This window comes from Sulfitobacter sp. SH22 (genome assembly GCF_965641905.1).
GTDB lineage: Bacteria > Pseudomonadota > Alphaproteobacteria > Rhodobacterales > Rhodobacteraceae > Sulfitobacter.
Genome location: NZ_CBFFKI010000002.1, coordinates 262,574 through 287,024, shown reverse-complemented (window position 1 = coordinate 287,024; position 24,451 = coordinate 262,574). Strand labels below are relative to the sequence as shown.

General features: G+C 57.3%; 28 protein-coding genes. 6 read left to right on the top strand and 22 right to left on the bottom strand.

Annotation, left to right across the window (positions count from 1 at the left end; all coding sequences use genetic code 11):
• The 8 genes from ACSQ13_RS01720 to ACSQ13_RS01685 form a co-directional block, all read right to left on the bottom strand.
• Positions 1 to 522, bottom strand: a 522-nt coding sequence (locus tag ACSQ13_RS01720; RefSeq protein ID WP_435988098.1) for a TIM barrel protein, incomplete at its 3' end; no start/stop codon positions are given.
• On the bottom strand, positions 482 to 1,720 hold the full coding sequence (locus ACSQ13_RS01715) for an MFS transporter (RefSeq protein WP_295512870.1): 1,239 nt from the start codon (positions 1,718 to 1,720) through the stop codon (positions 482 to 484). The genes ACSQ13_RS01715 and ACSQ13_RS01720, both read right to left, overlap by 41 nt.
• The gene (locus ACSQ13_RS01710; RefSeq protein WP_295512871.1) at positions 1,717 to 2,922 is read right to left on the bottom strand and encodes an alpha-D-ribose 1-methylphosphonate 5-triphosphate diphosphatase; all 1,206 of its coding nucleotides are present in this window, start codon (positions 2,920 to 2,922) and stop codon (positions 1,717 to 1,719) included. Before ACSQ13_RS01710 ends, ACSQ13_RS01715 begins: the two co-directional genes overlap by 4 nt.
• Positions 2,923 to 3,567: a class I SAM-dependent methyltransferase gene (locus tag ACSQ13_RS01705; RefSeq protein WP_295512872.1), complete on the bottom strand. Its 645-nt coding sequence runs from the start codon at positions 3,565 to 3,567 to the stop codon at positions 2,923 to 2,925. It abuts the gene before it with no gap.
• Positions 3,564 to 4,397 (bottom strand): phosphonate ABC transporter, permease protein PhnE, encoded by an 834-nt coding sequence (phnE, locus tag ACSQ13_RS01700; protein ID WP_295512873.1) that lies wholly within the window; start codon positions 4,395 to 4,397, stop codon positions 3,564 to 3,566. The genes ACSQ13_RS01705 and phnE (ACSQ13_RS01700) overlap by 4 nt, the downstream gene beginning before the upstream one ends.
• Entirely contained in the window at positions 4,390 to 5,208 is an 819-nt protein-coding gene (locus ACSQ13_RS01695) for a phosphonate ABC transporter ATP-binding protein (protein WP_295512874.1), read from the bottom strand. The genes phnE (ACSQ13_RS01700) and ACSQ13_RS01695 overlap by 8 nt, the downstream gene beginning before the upstream one ends.
• Complete coding sequence (locus ACSQ13_RS01690; protein WP_097806277.1) at positions 5,201 to 6,070, bottom strand: phosphate/phosphite/phosphonate ABC transporter substrate-binding protein; 870 nt, start codon at positions 6,068 to 6,070, stop codon at positions 5,201 to 5,203. The genes ACSQ13_RS01695 and ACSQ13_RS01690 overlap by 8 nt, the downstream gene beginning before the upstream one ends.
• Before the next feature lie 106 nt (positions 6,071 to 6,176).
• Complete coding sequence (locus tag ACSQ13_RS01685) at positions 6,177 to 7,370, bottom strand: alpha-D-ribose 1-methylphosphonate 5-triphosphate diphosphatase (RefSeq protein ID WP_295512875.1); 1,194 nt, start codon at positions 7,368 to 7,370, stop codon at positions 6,177 to 6,179.
• On the opposite strand from ACSQ13_RS01685, the gene ACSQ13_RS01680 reads away from it, so the two are divergent.
• The gene (locus tag ACSQ13_RS01680) at positions 7,369 to 8,040 is read left to right on the top strand and encodes a DUF1045 domain-containing protein (protein WP_295512876.1); all 672 of its coding nucleotides are present in this window, start codon (positions 7,369 to 7,371) and stop codon (positions 8,038 to 8,040) included. The genes ACSQ13_RS01685 and ACSQ13_RS01680 overlap by 2 nt on opposite strands.
• Here the strand turns inward: ACSQ13_RS01680 and phnN are convergent.
• Genes phnN through phnG form a run of 7 tightly spaced genes read right to left on the bottom strand, consistent with a single transcriptional unit; the run spans position 8,022 to position 13,025 of the window.
• Positions 8,022 to 8,582, bottom strand: coding sequence for a phosphonate metabolism protein/1,5-bisphosphokinase (PRPP-forming) PhnN (gene phnN, locus ACSQ13_RS01675; protein WP_295512877.1), 561 nt, complete (start codon positions 8,580 to 8,582; stop codon positions 8,022 to 8,024). The genes ACSQ13_RS01680 and phnN overlap by 19 nt on opposite strands.
• Positions 8,579 to 9,262 (bottom strand): phosphonate C-P lyase system protein PhnL, encoded by a 684-nt coding sequence (phnL, locus tag ACSQ13_RS01670; protein WP_295512878.1) that lies wholly within the window; start codon positions 9,260 to 9,262, stop codon positions 8,579 to 8,581. Before phnL ends, phnN begins: the two co-directional genes overlap by 4 nt.
• Before the next feature lie 3 nt (positions 9,263 to 9,265).
• Complete coding sequence (gene phnK, locus ACSQ13_RS01665; RefSeq protein WP_187432124.1) at positions 9,266 to 10,036, bottom strand: phosphonate C-P lyase system protein PhnK; 771 nt, start codon at positions 10,034 to 10,036, stop codon at positions 9,266 to 9,268.
• Complete coding sequence (locus ACSQ13_RS01660; RefSeq protein WP_295512879.1) at positions 10,033 to 10,884, bottom strand: alpha-D-ribose 1-methylphosphonate 5-phosphate C-P-lyase PhnJ; 852 nt, start codon at positions 10,882 to 10,884, stop codon at positions 10,033 to 10,035. Before ACSQ13_RS01660 ends, phnK begins: the two co-directional genes overlap by 4 nt.
• Positions 10,881 to 11,969, bottom strand: a complete 1,089-nt coding sequence (locus ACSQ13_RS01655) for a carbon-phosphorus lyase complex subunit PhnI (protein ID WP_097806283.1) — start codon at positions 11,967 to 11,969, stop codon at positions 10,881 to 10,883. The genes ACSQ13_RS01660 and ACSQ13_RS01655 overlap by 4 nt, the downstream gene beginning before the upstream one ends.
• 1 nt (position 11,970) lies before the next feature.
• Complete coding sequence (gene phnH / locus ACSQ13_RS01650; RefSeq protein WP_295512880.1) at positions 11,971 to 12,570, bottom strand: phosphonate C-P lyase system protein PhnH; 600 nt, start codon at positions 12,568 to 12,570, stop codon at positions 11,971 to 11,973.
• Entirely contained in the window at positions 12,570 to 13,025 is a 456-nt protein-coding gene (gene phnG / locus ACSQ13_RS01645; protein ID WP_295512881.1) for a phosphonate C-P lyase system protein PhnG, read from the bottom strand. Before phnG ends, phnH begins: the two co-directional genes overlap by 1 nt.
• Positions 13,026 to 13,106: 81 nt before the next feature.
• Here phnG and phnF point away from each other — a divergent pair, with 81 nt between their 5' ends.
• Positions 13,107 to 13,820 (top strand): phosphonate metabolism transcriptional regulator PhnF, encoded by a 714-nt coding sequence (gene phnF, locus ACSQ13_RS01640; protein WP_295512882.1) that lies wholly within the window; start codon positions 13,107 to 13,109, stop codon positions 13,818 to 13,820.
• 64 nt (positions 13,821 to 13,884) lie between these two features.
• Here phnF and ACSQ13_RS01635 read toward each other — a convergent pair whose 3' ends face one another.
• On the bottom strand, positions 13,885 to 14,298 hold the full coding sequence (locus tag ACSQ13_RS01635; protein ID WP_295512883.1) for a GNAT family N-acetyltransferase: 414 nt from the start codon (positions 14,296 to 14,298) through the stop codon (positions 13,885 to 13,887).
• 211 nt (positions 14,299 to 14,509) lie between these two features.
• Entirely contained in the window at positions 14,510 to 15,616 is a 1,107-nt protein-coding gene (locus ACSQ13_RS01630) for a glycerophosphodiester phosphodiesterase family protein (protein ID WP_295512946.1), read from the bottom strand.
• 330 nt (positions 15,617 to 15,946) lie between these two features.
• Here ACSQ13_RS01630 and ACSQ13_RS01625 point away from each other — a divergent pair, with 330 nt between their 5' ends.
• The 4 genes from ACSQ13_RS01625 (at position 15,947) to arsJ (ending at position 20,025) form a co-directional block, all read left to right on the top strand.
• The gene (locus ACSQ13_RS01625; protein WP_295512884.1) at positions 15,947 to 16,816 is read left to right on the top strand and encodes a lysophospholipid acyltransferase family protein; all 870 of its coding nucleotides are present in this window, start codon (positions 15,947 to 15,949) and stop codon (positions 16,814 to 16,816) included.
• A 106-nt stretch (positions 16,817 to 16,922) separates the two neighbouring features.
• Positions 16,923 to 17,771 (top strand): helix-turn-helix domain-containing protein, encoded by an 849-nt coding sequence (locus tag ACSQ13_RS01620; RefSeq protein WP_295512885.1) that lies wholly within the window; start codon positions 16,923 to 16,925, stop codon positions 17,769 to 17,771.
• Positions 17,768 to 18,766, top strand: coding sequence for an ArsJ-associated glyceraldehyde-3-phosphate dehydrogenase (locus ACSQ13_RS01615; protein WP_295512886.1), 999 nt, complete (start codon positions 17,768 to 17,770; stop codon positions 18,764 to 18,766). Before ACSQ13_RS01620 ends, ACSQ13_RS01615 begins: the two co-directional genes overlap by 4 nt.
• Positions 18,763 to 20,025, top strand: coding sequence for an organoarsenical effux MFS transporter ArsJ (gene arsJ, locus ACSQ13_RS01610; protein ID WP_295512887.1), 1,263 nt, complete (start codon positions 18,763 to 18,765; stop codon positions 20,023 to 20,025). The genes ACSQ13_RS01615 and arsJ overlap by 4 nt, the downstream gene beginning before the upstream one ends.
• 21 nt (positions 20,026 to 20,046) lie before the next feature.
• On the opposite strand, the gene ACSQ13_RS01605 is transcribed toward arsJ, so the two are convergent.
• The 5 genes from ACSQ13_RS01605 to phnE (ACSQ13_RS01585) form a co-directional block, all read right to left on the bottom strand.
• On the bottom strand, positions 20,047 to 20,853 hold the full coding sequence (locus tag ACSQ13_RS01605) for a lysophospholipid acyltransferase family protein (RefSeq protein ID WP_295512888.1): 807 nt from the start codon (positions 20,851 to 20,853) through the stop codon (positions 20,047 to 20,049).
• Between the two features lie 136 nt (positions 20,854 to 20,989).
• The gene (locus ACSQ13_RS01600; RefSeq protein ID WP_295512889.1) at positions 20,990 to 21,619 is read right to left on the bottom strand and encodes a chloramphenicol acetyltransferase; all 630 of its coding nucleotides are present in this window, start codon (positions 21,617 to 21,619) and stop codon (positions 20,990 to 20,992) included.
• On the bottom strand, positions 21,616 to 22,257 hold the full coding sequence (locus tag ACSQ13_RS01595) for an SDR family NAD(P)-dependent oxidoreductase (RefSeq protein ID WP_295512890.1): 642 nt from the start codon (positions 22,255 to 22,257) through the stop codon (positions 21,616 to 21,618). The genes ACSQ13_RS01600 and ACSQ13_RS01595 overlap by 4 nt, the downstream gene beginning before the upstream one ends.
• Positions 22,257 to 23,570, bottom strand: a complete 1,314-nt coding sequence (gene phnE, locus ACSQ13_RS01590) for a phosphonate ABC transporter, permease protein PhnE (RefSeq protein WP_097806294.1) — start codon at positions 23,568 to 23,570, stop codon at positions 22,257 to 22,259. The genes ACSQ13_RS01595 and phnE (ACSQ13_RS01590) overlap by 1 nt, the downstream gene beginning before the upstream one ends.
• Positions 23,567 to 24,442: a phosphonate ABC transporter, permease protein PhnE gene (gene phnE / locus ACSQ13_RS01585; RefSeq protein WP_110767957.1), complete on the bottom strand. Its 876-nt coding sequence runs from the start codon at positions 24,440 to 24,442 to the stop codon at positions 23,567 to 23,569. The genes phnE (ACSQ13_RS01590) and phnE (ACSQ13_RS01585) overlap by 4 nt, the downstream gene beginning before the upstream one ends.
• Positions 24,443 to 24,451 lie beyond the last annotated feature (9 nt).

Sequence of the window (24,451 nt, the reverse complement as noted above, 5' to 3'; positions counted from 1 at the left end):
GATTGCTTGTGAGCCAAAGCTATCCAGCATCTCGCGACGTGTTTCTGGGCGAACGTCCTGAATGTTTTCGATCACAAGAGTGATGCCCATGTCTTCGGCAGCGCGCACGACGGGGTCTAGAATTTGATGGATGCGGCCAATCTTGCTTTCGGCGTAGCCCGGAAAGCTGAAGATGTTGTTCTGATACCAAGCCGTGTAAGGGGAATGCAGGACCATCTGGCGCGCGCCGATCCGATCCGCGGCCTCGAGAGCTTTGAGGAACCGCGCAGTAATGATCGGGCGCAGTTCCGAGTCTTTGTTGTCGATATCCAGACCTTCAAAGGGCCCATGAATGCCAAGGCGTCCAGTATGCCCATCAAGCGCCGTCTTGGCGGCGGCAATGCGATCGTCGAATCCGGTGGTTAGCGCGACATGGGACATGAAATCCTGTAGTTCGATATCGCGAGCGGCATCAAACAGCCAATCGCGGTGGTCTGCAATCTCAGATGTTTTCAGGCAGGCGCCTATTTTGAGCGGGGTCATGTCTGTGGGTCCTTGGGTCGGGAATAAACATATAGGTAGCGATGGCACAGCAAAGACACAGGGCCATGACAGCAAAAGACCACCAGCCGCCGTAGGTTTGTGTGGTCCATGCAAAAGCAAAAGGGGCGGAGGCGTTGATCCCCATTTGCACGAAGGAGATCCACCCCAGTCGTGCACCGTAACCTTTGGTACCGAATAGCGCCAAAGGCAGGGTACCGCGCGCGATGGTTTTGATCCCGTCGCCCATTCCGTAAAGTGCGGCCGCAAGCAGTAGTCCAGTTAACGTAAATCCGAAGATCAACAGGACGACAAAGCCAGAAAACATCAGGCCGAGGCTAAGCGCATAGGTCACCAATGGGTACATGCTGCGACTGACCAACATCTCAAAAAACCGGCCCACGGTTTTGAACGGGCCGATGACGGCACCGGCGAAGGCTGCCATGGCTGCCGTATGGCCCAAGTCCTGAACATTGGTCACCCAAAGTGTCATAACAGCGCCCATCAGGTAGCCTGAAAAAATGAAAGAAACGACCATCCACAGCATTGCCTGCTTGCGCAGGTGTCCAGTCAGTTCGGGCCAGTCCGGCGCATTGTCAGGCTTGGGTGCATCGGCTTCGCGTTCAGGCCCGCGCAAGACAAAGAAGTGGATCGGTGTGCAGATCAGCAAGGCACTGAAGCCGAGGATCACCCATGTTGTTTCCCAACCGTACCGGTTAAACAGCGCGAGAGTCAGCGGCCAGAAAATAGTCGAGGCGACCCCGCCAAACAGCGTGATGACAGAAATTGAGCGTTGCGGCAGAACGCCTAGATCCAGTCGCGCCACACTGGCAAAAGCCACATTATACAGCACGAACATGCCAGCGCCTTCGGCCACCAGGATCAGCACAAACAACCCGATCCGCCCTTCAATTTGGCTCATCGCCATCAGCGCAAGGCTGGCCACGATCGAGCCCAGTGTCATCACCCAGCGACCGCCACAGCGGTCCACCAGTTTTCCGGCAATGGGTGAGACCAGGCCGCCAAAGAAAAGGCCCAGCGATAGAACGCCGAATACCTCTGACAGGGTCAGTCCAAGATCATTGGCCATTTCTGGTAAGAGCACCGCATAGGCGTACATCAACGTCCCGTACCCCATGATCTGGGTTACGCCGAGTCCAGTGGCAGGAAGATAATCGCGGTTCAGTCTTGGCAGGTTCATCCAGCCGGTATACCGCGATAGGCTGGGCGGCCCGCAACCCATGTCCCCTGAATGGCTGGGACAGAGCCGTCGGGCCAATCCACCAGAACAAGGTCCGCGCGCTTGCCAACAGTGATGTCGCCCCGGTCGGGCAAACCCATCGCCCGCGCGGGGCCAGATGAGACGAGCGACCAAAGCGCAAGCCGATCCGCACGGCGCTCTGCGTCAAGCTTGGCAATTGCGGCCAGCATGGCGGGGTAGAAATAATCGGAAGCGAGCGCATCGCACAGACCGGCCTCCACCATGTCACCTGCACCGAGCGAGCCGATATGGCTGCCTCCACGGGCGGCATTCGGCGCGCCAAAGATGATCGGATCACCACCTTTGCGGGCCGCTTCTGCCGCCTCAATCACCATCGGAAATTCGGCCACTCCTGCGCCAAGCTCGCGGAAATAGGTGCGGGTTTCCGCCCGTGTATCATCGTGGCTTAGCATGGGCGCTCCCGCTGAACGGGCCATCTGTGCAACCGATGCGATCGCGTCGGGCACCTCGCTGCGCCGATCCCAGACGTGGCCCAGGAGCGCGATATAGTCTTCCTCGCTCAGCCCTGCGCGATGGGCTTTGGAAGCGGTGCGTTTTTTCATGCGCGCGTCGTCTAGCGACGCGATTGAAAAATCCGGGGACAGCTCAAAAGCGCGGTCCTGGATTGGCATGTCATAGGCCCGCATGGTCATGGACGTGTGGTCATTGAATGCCACAGAAGGCAATAGCGGCCCCGCAAGCGCCCATTCGATCACGTCCAATGCCTCGAATGCGAAGGTTTCCCACCGAAGTTGCACGCGGTTTTCCACTGTCAGCCGTGCGGCCAGATCGCGCATGGCTTGCATGAGTTCGCGGCCGCGTGCCACATCGCGCAACCCCGGCTCCCATCCCAGCGTGATGGCGTGATAAGCGGTGGCTATCCCATTGGTTGCAAGTTGACGGTCAGTGTCGATGAGCGCCGTTTCGGTTGGGAAGAAAACTCCTGGGCGGGGCATCAGCTGGCGTTCGAACGCATCGCCATGTACGTCGATCAGGGCAGGGGCCAATATCAATCCACGTGCGTCGATCACCTCGCCTTGTGCGGGGCCACCTAATTCGACGATCTTGCCATTGCTGATGGCAACAGTCGTCTCAGTGATCTCGCCGGGCAGGTAGACCTGTGCGCCTTCAAAGGTAATCATTCAAAGTCGTTCCATTGTCAGATGCCAGTGGAAAGACCCCGGCTTTTCGTGTTCACGGTCCTCAAGCTTCAGGCATTCAAAACCTGAAAACAGGGCCAACAGATCGGCCGCCGCGCAAAAGTAGTGCGGGTGCATTTTGTCCGTACCGGGCGCATCAAAAACCCATGCGTTGCGGCTGATTTCACGACCTGTGTATTTCGCCTGCTCATGCGGCAGGCGGCGTTTGGACAGCATGGTGCCCATATAGCTGCCACCGGGCTTCAGAACGCGACGAATTTCGGCAATTGTGCGCAGCAAGATATCTTCGTCGCCATGGTAGATCACGTTCCAGCTGAGCACGTGGTCAAAGGCGTGATCCTTGAACGGCAGGGCATCCATGCGGGCCAGAACTGTTTGCACCCCACCGGCCTTTTCAATCTCTGCCAACCCGCCGGGTGCTGCATCCAACGCGATCACGTCAAAGCCCTGGGATGCCAGCCAAAGCGCGTGACGCCCCACGCCCGCCCCCAAATCAAGAATGCGTGCGCCTTGTGCCAGACCAGCCGCCCAGTCTTGCACGTCCTTCTCGGGCGTTAGCCACTTGCTATCTTCTTCGATGGATTTCCATTGGTCATTCCAATGCTGGTCTGCCGTATCCGATTTCACCGTTGTTCTCCGATAATTTTGGTACGGGCCCAGCCGCTGACGAGCTCGATCCCGATTACAACAACTGCGATCATCAAGATCACGGTCATCGCTGTGGGGTAATCGAAAAGGTCAAAGCCAACTTTAAGCTCGATCCCGATCCCACCCGCACCGACAAGGCCAAGGATAGTCGACGACCGGACGGCTTTCTCCAAGGCAAAGAGAGAGGTGGAAATGAAAGCAGGCAGGCTGCCGGGGATCGTGGCACAGGCCACAACATCGAGTTTCCGCGCACCAGTGGCTGTTAGGCTCTCGGCGGGGCCTTTGTCGGTTGCTTCCATGTCGTCGGCGAAAAAGCGACCGCAAAAGCCGATTGTGTCGATCACGATGGCCAGCATGCCCGCGAAGGGACCAAGGCCCACGGCCACAACGAAAACCAGTGCCCAGGCGATGTCAGGTACAGCACGGATGAAACTCAGTCCCGTCCGCACAATTTGGTTCACCCATGGGCCGGCGATCAGCCCCTTTGCGGCCAAGAGTGCGACAGGAACAGATAGGATTACGCCGATCACGGCACCGGCAACAGCAATTTGCAGTGTCTCGACCATTTTCCAGCTCAGCCGCGAGAGCACTTGTGGGTCAAGGTTCGGCGGGAAGGCCCGCGCGGCAAAATCGGCAAAGCGGGGTGGGGAGCTGGCTACTTTTTCAAGCGAGAAGCCGGCACCGGCAAGGCACCAGAAGATGATAACAAGTCCAAGCACATAGCCCAAAAAACTGATGGCAGAGGGCCGCTCAAACCGCGTCAGCTCAAATCGGGCCCGTTCATTCCTGGGAGACGCAGTATCAGTCATAAAGACCTCTCAGATCGGCGGAACTCAGCGAGGGTGCTGTCGCATCAAGTTGAATGCGCCCCTGCGCAAGGCCAAGCACGCGGTCGCCGTATTTCAATGCATGTTCAATGTTGTGCGAGGTAAAGACGACCGTCACATTCTCGTCGCGGACGAGTTGGAAGAACAGCTCCATCACGTCTTCGCCTGCACTTGGATCAAGTGACGCGCAAGGCTCATCCGCAAAGAGAACCTTGGGCGCGCCGACGATGGCGCGGGCAATGGCCACGCGTTGCGACTGCCCGCCCGATAGCCGATCCGCGCGCCGATGGGCGAAATCAGCAAGGCCAACGCGTGCCAAAGCCTGCATGGCAGTTTCCCGAGAGGATTGGGGGGCCAGCGAATGGCTCCAATGGCGTATGCCGGGATACTTGCCTAGAAGACCGTGCAAGACATTTGAAAGCACAGACAGTCGGGGCACCAGGTTGTGCTTCTGAGAGACCAGCCCGACCTGCGCGCGAATGTTGCGCATTTCTCGCCCGGCTATTTCATTCGTCTGCTGTCCCAGCAAATGCACAGTGCCACCTGAGGTTGGGATCAACCCCATCAGGCAGCGCAGCAGGGTCGATTTCCCAGTGCCGTTGGCACCAACAAGTGCTGTCGCCTCTCCGCGGGCGAGGCGGAAACTCACGTCGGAAAAGATCGGCGTTGCCCCAAAGGTTTTGGAAACGGCGCGGGCTTCGATTTCAACGGGCGAAACCGGGGCGAAGGCCGCCCCGGTTTGCTCAGTCAGCACATGCGGTGCCGCCGGACTTCTCAGCAAAAGATCAGTCACCGATGAAATTGTCGAACTGAGGGTATCCCGCATTCGTGTACATCGAACGGACGTAGTCATACGCGCTGTCTTCAATCGCAACGAGGTCCATGCCGACATACTTGTCGTTTTCTTCGTGAGCCGTGATGCCTGCGATGACCTGCGCCTTGTTCCCAAGGACCGCGTCGCGCACTGCTTCGGCAGCCTCGGTTGGCACATGTGCACCCACCATGATCATGTCATTGGGCAGGTCGCCCGAGCGCGCAATCATCTTGTAAAAACCGTAAGGCAGCTCCGTTTGGCCATTGCGGACGCCGATGAAAGTGCCTGCATTCATGCCGAGCGCGTCAATATCGCCGTTGTTCAACGCCTCAAAGGCGATGTTGCGCGAGGTGTGGATTTTCTCAATGTCATTAACCGGATCGACGCCGTGATCAGCGAGTACCTGCATCGGGCAAAGCATGTTTGAGGTCGAACCGATATCGCCAAAGGCGACCGACTTGCCTACCAGATCAGCAGGCACGTTGATGCCGCTGTCAGCACGCACGATAATGGCACAGTGATAATCAGGGCGACCGAGGCCGATCAGCGGCGTAGCATTGGTCAGCTTGTTGATAACCACATATTCTGCAGGTCCAGAGACTACGAAATCCACGGTCTCACCGCGCAGCGCCTCGGCTGCAGCCGTGCGCGAGTTTACTGCATAGAATTCGAATGTGTCGCCGGTGGCCACTTCAAGCGCCTCCTTAAACGGGCCCCATTCCAGTTGCAGGCGTTCCATACCTTCAACATCTGTGACGGCAAGTTTCCAGGTTTCAGCTGTCGCTGCAAAGGCAGACACAGCGGCAAGGCTTACACCCAGCAAAAGAGATTTCAGTTTCATAGCACCCTCCAGGTTTAATCATTCGGATGAATAGTGGGGCTGCGTATCAATGGCGCTACAGTTTCATGAAACCTTTGTGACGTATGCGGTCGAGACTCCAAAAGCCTTAACCAACTTTGTTGCCTTGGCTCCAGACGCCGCGGAGCAGAGGCGTTTCGCCGATTTTGCGCACGCGCAGAACATCACCGCGCAATCCTGTTTTCAAAGCACCACGGTCATGCAGCCGCACGGCGCGCGCGGGGTTGCTGGTCACGGTAGCAATAGCGCGGGGCAGATCATTCCAAATGTCTGCAAGGCGGAAGGCTGACAAAAGCAGCGCCGAGGGCACGTAGTCTGACGAGACAATGTCGAGAAGATCGGCTTTTGCGAGATCCTCCGCCGCAACATTGCCGGAGTGGGATCCGCCGCGGATCAGGTTGGGTGCACCCATCATCACGGCAATGCCGTGGGTCCTACAGGCGGCTGCGGCCTCAACCGTTGTGGGAAATTCGGCAAAACCCACGCCGTTCACCGCAGAGGTTCCGACATGATCGGCCGTTGTATCATCATGGCTGGCCAAAACCGCACCCAGGCGGCGGGCCTCTTGCACTGCACCCGCCTCGTGCTTTGCCCCGAAGCGTTTTTGCAGACCCAACAGGTTTTCAACATGCGCGGCAAACTCTGCGTCGTTCATCCCGCGCTTCTTTGCGACGTATGTTTTCAGCGCGGTCAGATCGCGAAACTGGCGCTGGCCCGGGGTGTGGTCCATCAGGCTGACGATGCCGACCCTGTCTGACGCCCCGAACGCCGCCAATTCCTCAAGCAGCGTCTCTGAACAGATTTCGGCCCGCAGATGGAGGAAATGACTGATCTTGAAATACCCTTGTGCACGCGCCGCCAAGAGTTCATCCGCCAGCTTTCGGGCGTAGTCGATGTAGCGTCCCTTGCCGCTATGGATGGATCCCACCCGCATGGCGTCAAACACCGTCGTGATGCCCGTGGACGCGAGCTCTGCATCATGCGCGATCAGGGCGGGCAAATGTGGCCAGTCAACTTCTGGGCGCGGTTCGATATGGCGTTCCACATTGTCCGTATGCAGTTCAACAAGGCCGGGAAGAACCAGATCACCAGCACAATCGATGGCACCGGTCGGGACATGATCCCCTTCAGTAATGTCACAAATGACGCCATTTTCGATTGTCACCGCACCAGTGAGTACCTGATCTGCCAACACAAGCTGCGCATTGGCGAGACATAGGTCGCTTGACACATCGCTGTCACAAGCCTTTGTCAAAGAGGACGTGGGAAAAGGGGAATTCATGTCATACTCTCGATTTGCAATTTACTATGTACCGCCGAATGGGCCCTTGGCTGATTTCGGCGCGTCCTGGCTTGGTTGGGATGTTGTGCGTGGCTGCGAGACGCGTCAGCCAAGTTTGAGCGGTTTGCGTGACATCACGATGACACCGCGCAAATACGGGTTTCATGCGACTTTGAAGCCGCCGTTTCGTCTGGCTGAAGGGCAAGATGTGAGAGCTTTGGAAGCCGCCGTATCTGACCTTGCTGTCAACCTCGCGCCGGCCATATGCAACGGATTGGAATTGACGACTTTGGGCGGTTTTCTGGCGCTGACACCGCAAGACGATATGCAAGCTGTGCGCAGGGTTGCTGGGGCCTGTGTGCGCGAGCTTGATCGATTTCGCGCCCCAGCTTCCGAGGCAGAACGCGCACGCCGCCGCAAAGTCGGTCTGAACCCTCGGCAAGAGGCGCTGCTCGCGCAATGGGGCTATCCTTACGTGATGGAGGAGTTTCGGTTCCACATGACACTGACGGCGCGGCTGCCGCAGGCTGACATCTCCGTATGGTTGGCCGCTGTGCGGCGTTATCTGCCTGACCTGTCTGGCCTTTTTGTGTTGGATCAAATCGCTTTGTGCGGTGAGCGGGAAGACGGCCGGTTCGTGGTGATCCATCGCTACAAACTCACCGGCTGAAGCAGCGCCGCGCCCCGGGCGATGGTCTGGGACAGCGGGCCATCATTGGCGAGGTTGATCACCTTGAGCCCAGCCGGCAAGGGCTTGTCAGCCTGGGCAAGGCGTTTGCTGATCTCTTCTTCCGTCTCACGGGCCCGCGCGGCGAGACGCTGCGCAAGTGTTTCCGGTTTCGCGGTGATGTTGAGAACGACGAAGCTTGGGAAAATCTCGGCCGCTTGGGTCAGAGCCTTGCGGGAGAAATTGACAAGGCAATCGGTGCCCTTGCCAAGTTGGTATTTGGCGGTGATCGGAATGCCATAGTGCAGCCCGTGCGCGCGCCAATGCACGGCAAAAGCCCCATCTTCAACCAAGGCTTCAAATTGTGGTACAGACACCGCATCGTAGTCCTCGCCGCCCAAGTCGGGCGCACGTGTGATGACGCGGCGCACCAGATGCAAATCGGTTATTGCGCCGTGTAGGCCCGCCATCACGCTGTCCTTGCCAACACCCGATGGGCCGACAACCGCGATGAGGCGTCCCCCAGACTTTGAGGCAAGCGTCATGCAGCCATTCCGGGGGTAAAGCGGCCGACATCAATTTCGCGATCACAGACGTGAGTACGGGCCGCCTCATCATGGAAAATACCGATGATGGCCGCGCCGCGCGCTTTGGCGTCCTCGATCAAGGAGAGCACCACCTCGCGGTTCGCAGCGTCGAGGCTCGCGGTGGGTTCATCAAGTAACATCGCAGGGTAGCTGTGGGCAAAACCACGTGCAATATTGACCCGCTGTTGCTCGCCGCCTGAGAAGGTCGTGGGAGACAAGGACCACAGCCTTTCGGGGATGTTTAATTGGGTCAGAAGCGCCGATGCGCGCTCCTGCGCTTCGTCTGCCGGTACTCCTAAAGCGCGCAGTGGCTCAGCAACCACATCGAGCGTTGGCACGCGCGGAACCACACGCAGAAACTGGCTAACATAGCCTAGCACATCACGGCGCAATTTGATGATGTCGCGCGGCTCAGACCTCACGATGTCCAAACCGCCAATGCGAATTTCACCTGCCTGCGTCAGGTAATTGCCGTAGATCATCCGCATCAGCGTGGATTTACCAGCACCAGAGGCCCCAGTGAGCGCCACGCATTCACCGGGGGCAACCGCGAAGGACACATCGCTGATCACTTCGATCACGGCACTCCCCTGATTGTGCAGGGTAAAGGTTTTGGATACGTTTTTGAGTTCAATCATCGCTCACACCTGTAAAACGGAACTGACAAGAAGCTGGCTATAGGCGTGCTGCGGATCGTCCAGTACCTGATCTGTCAGGCCCGCCTCGACCACGCGGCCTGATTTCATGACCATCAGGCGGTCCGCCAGCAGGCGCACCACAGCCAGGTCATGGGTTACGATGATCGCCGACAGCCCCATGTCACGCACCAGACCCCGCAGTAGATCCAGCAGGCGTGCCTGAACCGAAACATCAAGACCGCCTGTGGGTTCATCCATGAACACCAGACGCGGGCCCGTGACGAGGTTGCGGGCTATCTGCAAGCGTTGCTGCATCCCGCCAGAGAAGGTTGTGGGTCTATCATCTACACGGGACGCGTCGATCTCGACCCGCCCCAGCCAGTCCGTGGCCTTGTCGCGGATATCGCCGTAGTGACGCTCTCCCACCGCCATCAACCGCTCGCCTACATTGCCGCCGGCGCTGACGCCCATGCGCAGCCCGTCGCGGGCGTGTTGGTGGACAAAAGCCCAATCGGTGCGACCGAGCATCCGCCGCTCCGGCTCCGACATCGTAATTGTGTCGCGGGGGCCGTCCGTGCGGGTGTCGAACACCACCTGTCCCGCATCGGGGGTCAGATGCCCTGCCATGCAATTGAGCAAGGTGGATTTACCTGACCCACTTTCGCCAACGATCCCCATAACCTCACCGGGATAGAGGTCGAAAGACACATCGGCGCAACCGATATGCGCACCATATCGCTTGGTGATGCCCTGAACGGAAAGCAAAGGTGTCATGCTGCGTCCTTTCCTTTGTGGCCCGTTGCCTGGCGAGCTTCGCAATAATCGGTGTCAGAGCAGACAAACATCCGCCCACCTAAGTCATCGATGATCAACTCATCCAGATAGCTGTCTGTCGCACCGCACATCCCGCAGGGGTGATCTGCCTTGGACGCCTCAAACGGATGATCCTCAAAGTCGAGGCTGACCACTTGGGTATATGGGGGCAGCGCATAAATACGTTGCTCGCGACCTGCGCCAAAAAGCTGGATTGCGGCCATATCGCCCAGTTTGGGATTATCGAATTTGGGGATCGGGGAGGGGTCCATCACATAGCGCCCCTCGACCTTGACCGGATAGGCATATGAGGTTGCGATATGACCGTGGCGGCTGATATCCTCATAAAGTTTCACATGCATCAGTCCATATTCTTCAAGGCTGTGCATCTTGCGAGTCTCGCTTTCACGGGGTTCGAGAAAGCGCAGCGGTTCCGGGATCGGCACCTGATAGACAAGGATCTGACCCTCGTGCAGCGGCTCTTCGGGGATGCGGTGCCGGGTCTGAATCACAGTGGCATCACTTGTCGCAGTGGTCGTCGCAACTCCAGCAGTGCGTTGAAAGAAAGTCCGTATTGAAACCGCGTTTGTGGTGTCATCGGCCCCTTGGTCGATCACCTTGAACGTGTCCTTGGGCGTCAGCACCGCTGCCGACACCTGCACGCCACCTGTTCCCCAGCCATAGGGCATTGGCATCTCACGAGAGGCGAAAGGGACCTGATAGCCGGGAATGGCAAGCCCCTTAAGGATTGCGCGGCGGATCATGCGCTTGGTCTGTTCGTCCAAATAGGCGAAGTTATACTCGGTCATTCCGCTGCCTCCTGCACCTGTTGCGCACCCGCTTCTCGACGGAGCTTGCGCACCAGTTCCAGCTCGGACTGGAAATCGACGTAGTGGGGCAGTTTGATATGCTCTAGAAACCCTGTCGCCTGAATGTTGTCGGCGTGATACAAAACGAATTCTGCGTCCTGTGCGGGTGCACCAACGTTATCCTCGCCCAATTCTTCCCAGCGTAGCGCGCGATCGACCAAGGCCATGGAGATTGCCTTGCGCTCGGTCTGGCCAAAGACCAGCCCATAGCCGCGCGTGAACTGCGGCGGCTCGGTTTTCGAGCCGGTGAATTGGTTGACCGTCTCGCATTCGGTCAGGATCACTTCTCCGATCTCAACGGCAAATCCCAGTTCGGGGATGTCCATCTCAACCGGCACCGACCCGATCCGTAGCTCGCCCACAAAGGCATGGTTGCGCCCGTAGCCGCGCTGCGTGGAATAGGCGAGGCCAAGGGTAAAACCTTCGTCCGCTCGGGTCAGCGCTTGCAGGCGCAGGGCGCGGTCGGCGGGCATTTCCAGTGGTTCGCGGGTCAGGTCGGGGGGCGGCGTATCGTCATGGGGGGCCTCTTCAATCAGCCCTTCGCGGTTCAGGAATTCAGTGACATGCGGGACATTGCCCGTCTCGGCGTCACGAGACGGAGCCTTGGGCACCTCGCCATCAGCGGCAAGTTTGAAATCCAGCAAACGGTGCGTGTAATCAAAGGTCGGCCCGAGAACCTGCCCGCCTGGCAAGTCCTTAAACGTGGCCGAGATGCGTCTATCACAGGCCATAATGCCGGTATCGACAGGCTCGGACGCACCAAAGCGCGGCAGAGTGGTGCGATAGGCGCGAATGAGGAAGATCGCTTCGATCAGATCGCCACGCGCCTGCTTGATTGCAAGTGCCGCAAGGTCCGGATCATAAAGCGACCCTTCTGCCATGACGCGATTGACGGCAAGACTGAGTTGCTCGCGGATTTGCGCAATGCTGAGCTCCGCGATATCCGTGTTACCGCGGCGTTCTTCCGCGAGCCAGGCATGGGCATTCTCGATTGCCCGCTCTCCGCCTTTGACTGCTACATACATGTCAGGATGCTCCTGCTTGCGCTATCGCTTCGCTACTTGAGCGTGAGACTTCGGTTGATCGGGGCAAAGCCGCGAGGCGTTCGCCACAAGTGAAAATGAAATCCAGCCCCAGCGGGAACAGGGTTCGGTTGGCCTGAAACGCTTCCACTTCTGGCAAAGAAAGCGTTGCCTGATCCTTGATGCCGGGACCCGTCAAAGTTGCGCCTGCCGCAAGTTCGGAACACTCGACGATAAGCGTGGCCGAGCGGTCAGGGTACTCGGACGTGCCGATCGGGTAGACCGCGAGCGGCGCGAGCGCGTCCCACTTGCCAACCGCAAACATGCACTGCGCGGGGCCAACAAAAGGGGCACCTGTGTGAAAGGCCAGCCACGCCCGCGCCGCTTCGCAATCCATGTCGCCAGCCAGATAAACCGGTGTTTCCGTATCGCAGAGTGTCAGCAGAACGGCACCCATCGCGGGCGACAGCGGGGCAGGGGGTGCTGCCCCGTCGATATCCTGAATGGTGCCGGGGCGGGCCATGGCCTCCATCACACTACGAAAGGCGTGGGCTGACTGGGTGGCTGGATCAGCAAAGCCGCCGGACAGGGTGTTTGCCTGCATCAGTCTTCTCCTCGGGTCATGGTAAAGAAATCAACCTTTGTCGCGGCTGCCTTGGCCGCGCGGGCGGCTTTCATGGTGGCCATACCTGCCTCCAGAGGCTCAAGGACCGTCTCGCGCAGCCTACTTGCCATTGCGGTCTGCATAAGCGCATCGACCAGAGCGGCGACCTCGGCATCTGCTTTACGACGCCCTGGAATATAGCTGTGCCCGACTTCACCGGTTTCCAACGTCAAAGCGCAGCGGGTAATCGTCATCTCGCCCAGATTGAAGGGTGCGCCGGTGGCACCAGCGCGCGCGCGGACCATCGTGCTGCCAATCTCTGGTGCACGCAGCCACGTAAAAGCAGGGCGCGATATTTCAGCATCCAAAAGTGTAGCCACACGGCCTTCGGGCGCTTTAGCCAGCAGACCCATCCACGCCTTGCGGGGATTATTTTCGCTCACAGTGTCTTTCATCTCGACAACTTGTCTCTTTCCTATACAACTATACATATCTTATCATATTGATGTCCTCATGACAGAAGAGTTTTGTGAAATTTGCGTGACAGTTCTGACAAAACCCCAATCTGGAAGGCCATCGCTAATGCATTGCGCAGCGATTTGGCCGAAGGACGTTATGCGCCGGGGGACAAGTTGCCGACCGAGGCTGCGCTGGCAGACCGCTTTGGCGTGAACCGCCACACGGTGCGCCATGGGATTTCTGTATTGGTTGAGGAAGGGCTGGTGCGCACCCGTCGCGGTGCAGGGGCCTTTGTCGCGGCCACGCCGACCGACTATCCGATTGGCAATCGGGTGCGGTTCCACGAAAACCTGATTGCCGCGGGCCGCAGACCCGAAAAGCGCATGCTCGCGTTGGACGAGCGCGCTGCGACGATTGGCGAGGCTCAGGCGTTGCAGATCGAGGCGGGCAGTCCGGTCTGTGCCTATCATGGGCTTTCATTGGCAGATGGTCAGCCAATTGCCGTATTTGAAAGCCTGTTCCCGATCCTGAGGCTCCCAGGAATTACCGCGGCATTGACAGAAACAAGTAGCGTCACCCGAGCGCTGAGTATTGCCGGTATCGACGACTATACGCGTGCCTCAACCCGCCTGACGGCAGTTCGCGCTACCGCAACACATGCGCTGCTTTTGAATGTTGGCGAAGGCGATCCGCTGCTGAGATCGTCAAGTGTCAATACATGTGCGATCGGTAAGCCAGTAGAATACGGTCGCACCTGGTTTGCAGGGGACCGGGTCACACTGACGCTTTGATCCCCTTGCCGCTCTTCATGCTCTTGTGGGTTTTGCGCGCCATTTTGGCAGAAGGGGCCCATCCCTAAAGGTAGATACGGAACCTCGGGGTCAAACTATGCCTTTGTTCAAAGCCGCAGGCCAAATATACGGCCTGGGCGTTTGCGTTGTCGGGATGTGTTCCGACCGTCATAGATTCGCAATTTAGCTCGCGTGCTTTGGCCATCGATGCATTGATCAACCGCCTTCCAATGCCTGATCCCCGAAACTCGGCTTCAACAAACAAGTGGTGCATATCAATGCCACGCTCACCCATCTCCAATTTTATCATCGGGCAGAGAGCAGCATAGCCCACAACTCTCCCATCAACTTCTGCAATCAGGGCATAAATCCAAGGAATTTCTCCAAAGATATCACGCTCCAGAGTCTTTGCGCTGACGTCTGGAATATCCCCATGATGATGGGCCAGTGCCCGCACCATAGATAGAATTCGTTCCACGTCGGATCTTGCAGCGCTTCGCATTATAATAGCATCGGGAGTAACAGAGTTTTTCATTTCACGTTTCAAATCGGTTTACAGGGCGATGCGCGTAACGCTGACACTCGAAGATCAATAAGCAGTCAAACGCCCCGCCCGAAAGGGCAGGGGCTAACAGGGCCGCGGGATATATTTGGGAGAACGACCACTGTATCAGGCGAAGCCAATGAGCCTATTCAAGCCCCATGCAGTTTGCATAGTAGGTCACCGTTGCAGGCCAATCAGAGAATATACCGACAACACCAACATCCTGCGCCAAGGCGTCAATGTATTCGTACATTACACCATCATTGGTGGTCAGATCCGAGATCGACTGGTAGTACCATCCGCCGCCGTTCTTGAGCGGGCCAGACCGCTCGATCGTCCATGTGATGATCTCAAGCCCTGCTACTTTGGCTTGCACAGCCAGCTCTGACGGGACGATGTCCCCGTCCGCAGATGTGGTCACCAACATCCATGTCGGAGGTGCGATGTAGTTCACACCCATCGATTTCAGTTCTTCCAAGGTGTTTGGCCAGGTGCCTGCATCCATCGGGGAATAGCCTTCGGTGTCGTATTCATCCATCAGATAGACTGCCTGCGCACCAAATTCCGGCTCTGCTTCGATCCAATACAGCACGTCTTCCAGATTGAAGGACTGCAGCCAGACATCGGAGGGTGGAATACCTGCTGCCTGGTATTCATCGACCAGTTTTTGCGCATAGTCGGCTTGGGTAAACCCGTTGAACGGCATCTCGACGGAAGGTGCCTTGAGTTCTGGTGTAAACTTCGCACCCAGAGACCGGAAAAGGGCGATCGACTCTGCATGGGTCATCAGCGTTGCGGGTGCTGCTGAATAAAGATCCGTGCGCCAGTTTGCTGTGCCTTGCAGGTAAGCTTCTGGCGTAGTCGCGGTTGTGTCAGCCGCATCCATTTTCGGGGTCAGTGTCCGGTACTCGGCCAGCGTAATCTCGGACGTGCGGCATTCTGCCAAGGCTGCGGTATCACCATCGGCAGGCGTAAAGGGTTGCACGCAAGTCTCAGCCAAGGGGCTTGTCAGGATATTCGTGGTGGTGTGCAAATCATTTTGCGCATGACGACATACCAATTCCAGGTCTTCGGTAAAGGTAACGTCACATTCCAGGATACCCGCACCCATCCGTGCAGCAGCAACATTGGACTCAACAGTATGTTCTGGAAATTGCAAAGGCGCGCCCCGGTGCCCGATTGAAAACAAGGACGTTTGCCCTTCCTGCCCCATGCATTGGGTCAGCTGGTCCTTGAGGGCACCCTCTTCCATCTGGTCAATCAGGTAGTAGGGGCGCGGACCATATTCCACATTTTCAACAGTTTGCGCGGCGGCTGGCAGAGCCGCACAGCATGCCTAAACAAAAGCAGCAGTATTTCGCATTTTCTTCTCCAAAATCACGTTGCGGCGATCTAGGGGGACGGAGGTGACAAGACTGTGATGGTTCTGTGACAGATTTATTATCATATCTGCCGGAACTTGCGGGCCTGACCCAAAGTCCAGTCTGCGGTCAATTGCCGGTCAAGACCCGCAGCAAGGAGCCTGCTGCAAAGACCCCTTAAATGTCACAAGATTTTTGTATTGGCATGCTCAAAGGACAAAATGAAAGAGCGTATAGACCCCCTGATCAAAGAACGTGCAAACTGGCTCTTTGCTGACCGCGCCCATGCCCGTTTGGAGCGCCATCTGCTTGATCATCTTCTCAGCTATAAAAAGACCGTGACGCTGGCGACTGAAATGCAGGACTGGCCTTGCGAAAAAATCATGGACCAAATGGGTCGTCGTCTTGCCCAGCATGTGACCTGCACTGGTCTTGAACACATCCCCAGTACTGGTCCGGCGCTGATCGTTGCCAACCATCCGACGGGCATTGCCGATGGGATTATCCTGCACCGCATCCTGTCAGTAAAACGGCCCGACACCTTTTTCTTCGCCAATCAGTATGTTTTGCGCATTCTGCCCCAAATGCAGCAGATGATCGTTCCGGTCGAATGGCGCCACGAAAAGCGCAGCCATTCCAAAACCCGTGCCACCATGGATGACACCCGCAAAGCAATTGAGGATGGACGGCTTGGCGTGATCTTTCCCTCTGGGCGTCTGGCCAAGCGGCGGGGTCTTAAGCTTTATGAACGACGCTGGATGCCGTCTCCGGTGACAATCGCACGCAAATTCGACGTGCCGATCATCCCGATACGCATAGAAGCGCGCAATTCGGCACTGTTCTATTTGTTCGACGCAATCCACCCCAGCCTGCGCGACATAACGCTGTTCCACGAGACATTGAATAAACACCGGCAAAGGTTTCAGGTGAATGTGGGGGCGCCGATCGCGGCAAAAGATCTGCCCATCAAGCATGAAGAGGCCATCACGATGCTTTACCATGCCACGCTCGCGCTAGCGGGCACTGGGCGAGAGCAAGACAAAGCGGTGCCGCTTCTGCCGAAATGGCGTGCAAAAGTTACAAGAGCATGAAGCGCGGTAGGGGGACCCAAGCGCTGGTATGACGCGATCCCCCGCAAACCCGAGTGTCACAAAACTTTCACTTCAGGAATGCCTATACTTCATATATTCACGAAATATGGAAACAGTGATTCCCAACCGCCTTTCGACACTTGGCCATCCCCAACGGCTGGCGCTATTCCGGCTGCTGGTGCGACGCTATCCCGATTGCGTTCCGGCGACAGAATTGGCGCAGGCACTTGGACTAAAGCCGAATACTCTGTCGACTTATGTGAACGCGCTGATGCAAGCCGGTTTGATCAGCCAAGAGCGTATTGGCACGTCCTTGCGCTATGCAATCGACATGGATGCCACCCGCGAGACCATCGATTACCTTCTGCACGACTGTTGCAGGGGGAGGCCTGAGATTTGCGCCCCAAATGCCTATTCCGCCATTCACGGAGACATACAAATAGCCGACCGAAAATTCATCGTCCTGTTCATTTGCACAGGCAACTCTGCACGGTCCATCTTTGCCGAGTCCATCTTGCGCGACCTCGCCGGTGATCGTTTTATTGCTTACTCGGCAGGCACCAAGCCTCGCTCGGAACTGAATTCGTTTGCACTCGAGGTGCTGGAACAGAAGGGGCATGATGTATCAGTCCTTCGTTCCAAGAACATTTCTGAGTTCCAAGGGGCGGATGCCCCAAATTTCGATTTCGTCTTCACCGTCTGCAATCAGGCGGCCAATGAAGAATGCCCCTCGTGGTCCGGTCAGCCCATCAGCGGGCATTGGGGGCTACCTGATCCGGTGAAGGTTGATGGTTCTGATGCAGAAAAGAGTCTCGCCTTCCACCAGACATACGGCGCGCTACGGAACCGCATGATTGCTTTTTTAGCTTTGCCCCTTGCTTCGTTGGACCGGTTGTCCTTGCAAAAAGCTGTCGACGCGATTGGCCAATCTACTGACAAAGGACCACAGATATGACTGTTTACGCACTCAACGGCCTAGGCCGTATCGGCAAGCTGGCCTTGAAGCCGCTGCTGGAACGGGGGGCAAAAATTGCATGGATCAATGACGCGGTGGGTGATCCCGAGATGCATGCCCATCTGCTTGAGTTCGACACGGTCCACGGCCGCTGGAAGGCCAATTTCGCCCATGATGAGGGTAGCGTGACAATTGACGGCCAGCGTCTGCCGTTCATTGGCACCCGCGACATCGCCGCGCTGCCGCTGGAGGGTGTTGACGTGGTGATCGACTGCACTGGTGTTTTCAAGACAGAGGCAAAGCTCGCCCCCTACTTTGACGCAGGCGTAAAGAAGGTGGTTATATCTGCGCCGGTCAAGGACGGTGACGCCGCCAATATCGTATACGGGGTGAATCACGACATCTACGAACCGGACCGCCACCGCATTGTGACCGCAGCAAGTTGCACGACCAATTGCCTTGCGCCAGTTGTAAAGGTCATTCACGAAAACCTGGTGATCAAACACGGTTCTATCACAACGATCCATAATGTGACCAACACACAGACCATTGTGGACCGTCCGGCAAAAGACCTGCGCCGTGCGCGCTCTGCCCTGAATTCCCTGATTCCGACAACCACTGGCAGTGCGACCGCCATCACGCTTATTTATCCGGAACTGACGGGTCGCCTGAACGGTCATGCCGTTCGTGTGCCACTACTTAACGCGTCGCTGACCGATTGCGTCTTCGAGGTCGAGCGGGAGACCACTGCTGAAGAGGTCAATGCCCTGTTCAAGGCCGCAGCCGAGGGGCCGTTGAACGGCATCTTGGGCTATGAAGAACGCCCGCTCGTTTCCACTGATTACACCAATGATGAAAGATCGAGCATTATCGATGCGCCTTCTACCATGGTGATCAATGGCACGCAGGTGAAGGTCTACGCGTGGTATGACAACGAGATGGGCTATGCGCACCGGCTGGTGGATGTGGCCTGCTTAGTCGGGGACAGTCTGTGACCGAAAGCGCCACGCGCCCCGAAGGCCTTTCGGCCTATATCGCGGTCACGGCGGCCTACTGGGCGTTTATGCTGACAGACGGTGCATTGCGTATGCTGGTGCTGTTGCACTTTCATACGCTGGGCTTCTCTCCGGTACAGCTGGCCTATCTGTTTGTCCTGTATGAAATCGCGGGCGTCATCACCAATTTGTGTGCAGGCTGGATTGCCGCGCGGTTCGGTCTGACGTCGACGCTGTATGCAGGGCTAGGGTTGCAAGTGCTGGCGCTGCTGGCATTGGCGCAGCTTGATCCTACTTGGGCGATTGGCACATCGGTCGCCTTTGTCATGCTTGTGCAGGGTGCAAGCGGCGTTGCCAAAGACCTCGCCAAGATGTCGTCCAAATCCGCCGTCAAATTGCTTGCACCATCTCAGGACGGTGCTCTCTTTCGCTGGGTGGCCATTCTGACAGGGTCCAAGAACATGGTGAAGGGCGCAGGGTTTCTGCTAGGCGCGGTTTTGCTGGCAACGCTTGGATTCGCCTGGGCGGTATTGGGCATGGCCGCGATCCTTGCCACAATTCTGCTGGCCGTTTTGATTGCCATGCCGCCGGGGCTGCCTAAGGGACGCAAGGACACGAAATTTTCAGAGGTGTTTTCAAAATCTCCTAACGTGAACAGGCTTAGTGCGGCACGGGTGTTCTTGTTCGGGGCGCGGGACGTCTGGTTCGTTGTCGGCATTCCGATCTATTTCTACGCTGTGCTGTCGGATGGCACAACCGAAGGCAACCGCGCCGCATTCTTCATGATCGGGACGTTCATGGCCGTTTGGGTCATTCTCTATGGCCTTGTTCAGGCCAACGCGCCACGCATCCTGCGGGCAAGCCAACGGTCCGAGGCGGACCTGATTGGCGCGGCCCGTACATGGGGCTGGGGCCTCGCTGCGATTCCAGCAATGCTGACACTCGCAGCCGTCACCGCCACTGAGCCGCAAATGTGGCTCACCCTCACGCTTGTCGCAGGCTTGCTGATCTTCGGGGCGGTCTTCGCGGTGAACTCATCCTTACATTCCTACTTGATCCTGACTTTCACAAAGGCAGAGCGGGTCACGATGGATGTGGGCTTTTACTACATGGCCAATGCGGGCGGGCGGCTGGCCGGAACCTTGCTGTCTGGGCTGACATATCAGGCAGGTGGTCTGGCGCTGATGTTGGGCACTGCGGCTGGAATGGTTGCCGCGTCGGCAATCACAGTGGGGTTTTTGAAGCCAGAGAATGGATAGAAATGATCGGACCGCGGCCCTTCAGACCTTGTATCGCTCTTCAAACTCGAAGCCATAGGTCGACTGGGCACTAGTTTGCGGCGACAGCCCGTAAGTCTCGTTTCTGAGAAAGTTCATCATCCCCTGCGCATCGTCGGAGAATGTGGCAATCGTTGCAGGCGAGATCGGCCCGCCGATTGCGATCTTGACGGGTTTGTCGGCCCTGCGACGAAACTCCTTGAGCAAGAGCGCCACGCGCAGATTATAATGGATATGGCTGGCGAGCTGAAACAATCGCGAGTTTTGACCGTCAAAGAAAACCGGCACCACGGTCGCATTTGATTTGGTAATCATGCGCGCTGTGAACCGGCGCCAACCGGGATCAAATGGCCGCTGGAACGGTTTTGCCGCGGTCGATACGGTCCCACCGGGAAAGACGCCTATCGCGCCGCCTGCCTTTAGAAATTCCAAGGCCTTGGCGCGGGTCTCCAAGTTCAGCTTTACCGCGTCCTTGGTGTTGTCAAAACTGATGGGCAGAATAATCCGGTTAAGATCGGGCGCATCCTGAAACACACTATTCGCCAGAATGCGGAAATCACCACGCCGCGTGGACAGGAGGTATCCCATGATTAACCCATCAAGGATACCAAAAGGATGATTTGCGACGACAACCAATGGACCCTCCGCAGGGATATCCGCGCTAGCTCCCGAAACCACATTAAGGCTTAACCCATAGCGGTTGATCATGACTTCCCAGAAACTGCGGCCCTGCGCAATTTCGGCATCATAGTCTCGCGCCCGCTGGATCAGATGAAGCCGCCCAGTTGCATTCTCGATCAGCTTGATCACTGCCTGGCCCGAGCGTGATTGTGCGGACTTGGAATAGGAAACCTGAGAACGGTCGCGTCTATCAATCTGCTTTGACCCTTATGATAAGCCTGCCTTTGCCTAACGGCACAACGCTACAACTTTGTGACATCTGGTGTCAGATCGTGTCCTCATAGCGCTCCAGAAATTCCTCGGCGCTGAGGGTGCGAAAATCATCAAGCGCGTCGCGCAGGCGTGCGTGCGGCCAGTCCCACCATGCGAGCGCCATCAGCCTGTCAGCAACACTGGAGGTGAAACGGGGTCGCAGTGGGACAGCCGGAATACCTGCAACGATCATGAACGGCGGTACATCCTTAGTGACAATTGCACCGCCTGCGACAACGGCACCATGACCTACCACCACATCGGGCCGGACCTGCGCGCCATGGCCAAGCCACGTGTCATGGCCGATCACCGTGCGCCGAGTCCGCCTGTGATCGAACCAAGCGTCATCGTGATCCGCATCGTCAAAATAATCGGCCGAGCGATAGTGAAAGTGATGCAGGCTCGCTTTTTCCATCGGGTGGTCTGTGGCACCGATCCGCACGAAGGCTGCGATGTTCGAGAACTTGCCCACGGAGGCATTGGCAATGTCGGCAAACCGGTCGCAGTATGAATAGTCATCCAATGCGCAATGCGCCAAGCGGCTGCCGCGTCCGATTTCCACATATTGTCCGAATGTTGCATCTGTGATCTCGCAGTCGGGATGAATAAAGGGGACATCCGGTTTCAATCTGGTCGTAGTCAAAACGCGCGCTCCTCGCCATTCCACCGAAAGAACTTGCCGGTCTGCTCAAACTTAAGTGTTTCCGCCAAGGTGATGATGCCTGCTGCGACCTCGGTCGGGGTCAGATCCGCCTCTGCTCCACCCATATCGGTTTGCACCCAACCGGGATCGACAAGCACGACGGCAATGCCGTCAGGGTGCAAGTCCGTCGCCAGGCCTTGCATGACCTTATTTACCGCAGCCTTGGAGGCGCGGTAGGCAATACGATCCGATTTGGCATATCCCATATATGACATCTGACTTGAAACTGTCAGGATACGGGGCCTGCTGCTACGCCGCAAATGATCCAGGCAGGCCGTGCTTACGGCCAGAGCACCCGCGACATTGACCGCAAATGTATAGGCCATTGCAGTCCAATCCATATCGGTTGTAGGGCTGTCCGGTCCGATAATACCTGCATTATTAATGACAATATCAATCGGATGGTTGATAGCTGATATCGCGTCCCGGACTTGCTGGGGATTGCTGACATCAAATATGACATCGCCACCCTGTCCCGCACGCGAGGCGCGCAGCACGTCATGCCCGAGATCCCCTGCTCGTGCAGCCAGTGCCGCGCCAATCCCCCGGTTGCTACCGGTAATCAGGATGCTGGCCATTAGTCTTTCCGCCCGATCAGTTTGCCGCGCAGCCAGCCCGAGAACCAGTCCATGAACATCACCATGGCGATGATCAGGACGATATAATAAGCGACTTCTTCCCAGTCTTTCTGGGTCTGGATTGCTTGGGTCAGCATAAGGCCGATGCCACCGCCCGTGATCGCGCCGATGATGGTGGCAGAGCGAGTGTTGGATTCAAGGAAGTAAAGGATTTGGGCCAGAAGCACCGGCACAATCTGCGGTATGACGCCAAAGCGATAGCGTTGGAGCGGCTTGGCTCCGGTCGAGGCGACGCCCTCGATTTGCTTTTGGTCGACGTTTTCCAAAGCCTCCGAGAAGATTTTGCCAAAGGTGCCGGTATCCGTGATCAGGATTGCCAACGCGCCAGTAAGCGGGCCGGGGCCAAAGGCGCGGGCCAGGACCACCGTCCAGATCAGCGCATCGACACCACGCACAAAATCGAACAGGCGGCGGGTGGCAGCGCGCACTAGCATGAAGGGCGAGAACCGTTTGGCTGCTAGAAAGCCCAACGGCAGGGCGATGATGGCTGCCCCCATCGTTCCAAGGAAGGCCATCAGGATCGTCTCGCCAATGGCCCAAGCCACATCCTTGTGCCGCCACATGGCGTTGTTCCACCAGTCGGATATCGCGCCCGTGATATTGCCGCGCGCAGGGTCGATCTGGTCGCCAAACAGGATCGTGGCCAAGGACTGTCCGTAGTAGGGGCTGTCGAGCGTGAACCAGAACAGCTCCCAACCGGGGAAATAATTGAAAACCTCGGTCCGAGCGCCCGTCAAGGTAATGCGGCCTTCGGGTGTGGTGATGCCCACGCGGCGGTCCGAGGCGGAAATCCAATCCGGCAGATCATCGGGCAGGTTGGTCGTGACGGTGCGCCCCTCGGCCTGCGCCTCGATCAGTTGGAAGCCAGGTATTTCGATCTCGGTCCGGTTGTCTGGCAGATAGCGCACAATATGCTCGCGCCCCAGATCAATGATGATAGCATCATCGCCGGTCACCCAATCAGGTCTTTGACCTTCGGGGTAGCGACCCTTGCGCTCTCCTTCGACGGCATAAGTGATCTCTCCTGACCGATTATCCCGCGTGACATGGACCTTATGGGACCAGCTGTCGGAAGCCAGCGTCACGGCGTTTTCCATATTGGCGCGTCCGGCAAGACCAGGCAGGTCAAACGCGAAGAAGATATAAACGAAATAAACTGCGATGACCGCCGGGATGCCAAAGCCAATCAAGCGTTTGCGCTGAAAGAGCTTTTCGGCCTCAAACTTGGTCGCGTCCAGATCAATAGTGGTCATTGGCCTTGTCCCTCAGTCAAACGATTGCGGTAGCGGCTGGACACTTGATCGAAGAACACGATCGTGCCGAACAGGAGGATAAAAATCGCGGCGGCTTCGTCAAAGCGGCCCGGTCCCCAAGCCATGGAATTGCGCAGCTCATAACCAAGACCACCCGCACCGACAAAACCAAGGATGGCAGAGGCACGGATGTTGATCTCGAAGCGCAGCAGCGTGTAGCTCACGTAGTTTGGCGCGACCTGCGGCAACACCCCCAGAAGCATCCGCTGCGACCATGTAGCACCTGTGGAGGCAAGCCCTTCGACAGCTTTCAAGTCGGTGTTTTCGGACACTTCGGAAAACATCTTGGCCAGTGCGCCAGCCGTGTGGATGGCAATTGCGATCATTGCAGGAACGGGCCCACCGCCCAGCACAAAGATCAGAACCAGTGCGATGACGATTTCGGGCACGGCGCGCATGATATCCGAGATGCGGCGGAACAAGGGGATCAGACGCGGCCATTTCGCCAAGCCGCGGGTGCCGAGCAGCGACAGGAACAAGCCGCCAATTGCACCAATCAGGGTCGAGACAGCGGCGATGTTTATGGTTTCTACCAAGGCAGGAAAATACTTGGCGATCAGGGCGGGCAGATCGGCGCGCTTTTCCCATGCTTCTGACAGAACATCGGCGGGGTAATCGCCGATCTGATGCAGTCCATCCCAGAAACCGCCAGCGTTGCGGTCATCTGCGACATTGAACCCGGAAACCATCAGAACGACGAAAATCAAAAGTGTGAGACCGCCATAAAGCCTGCGGCGCTGTACCTGCGCCATATAGCTGGCTTGAATGCCGTCTACGTTCTGTGGTGCGCCACTCAGTGATATGTCTGCCATCCTGACCCC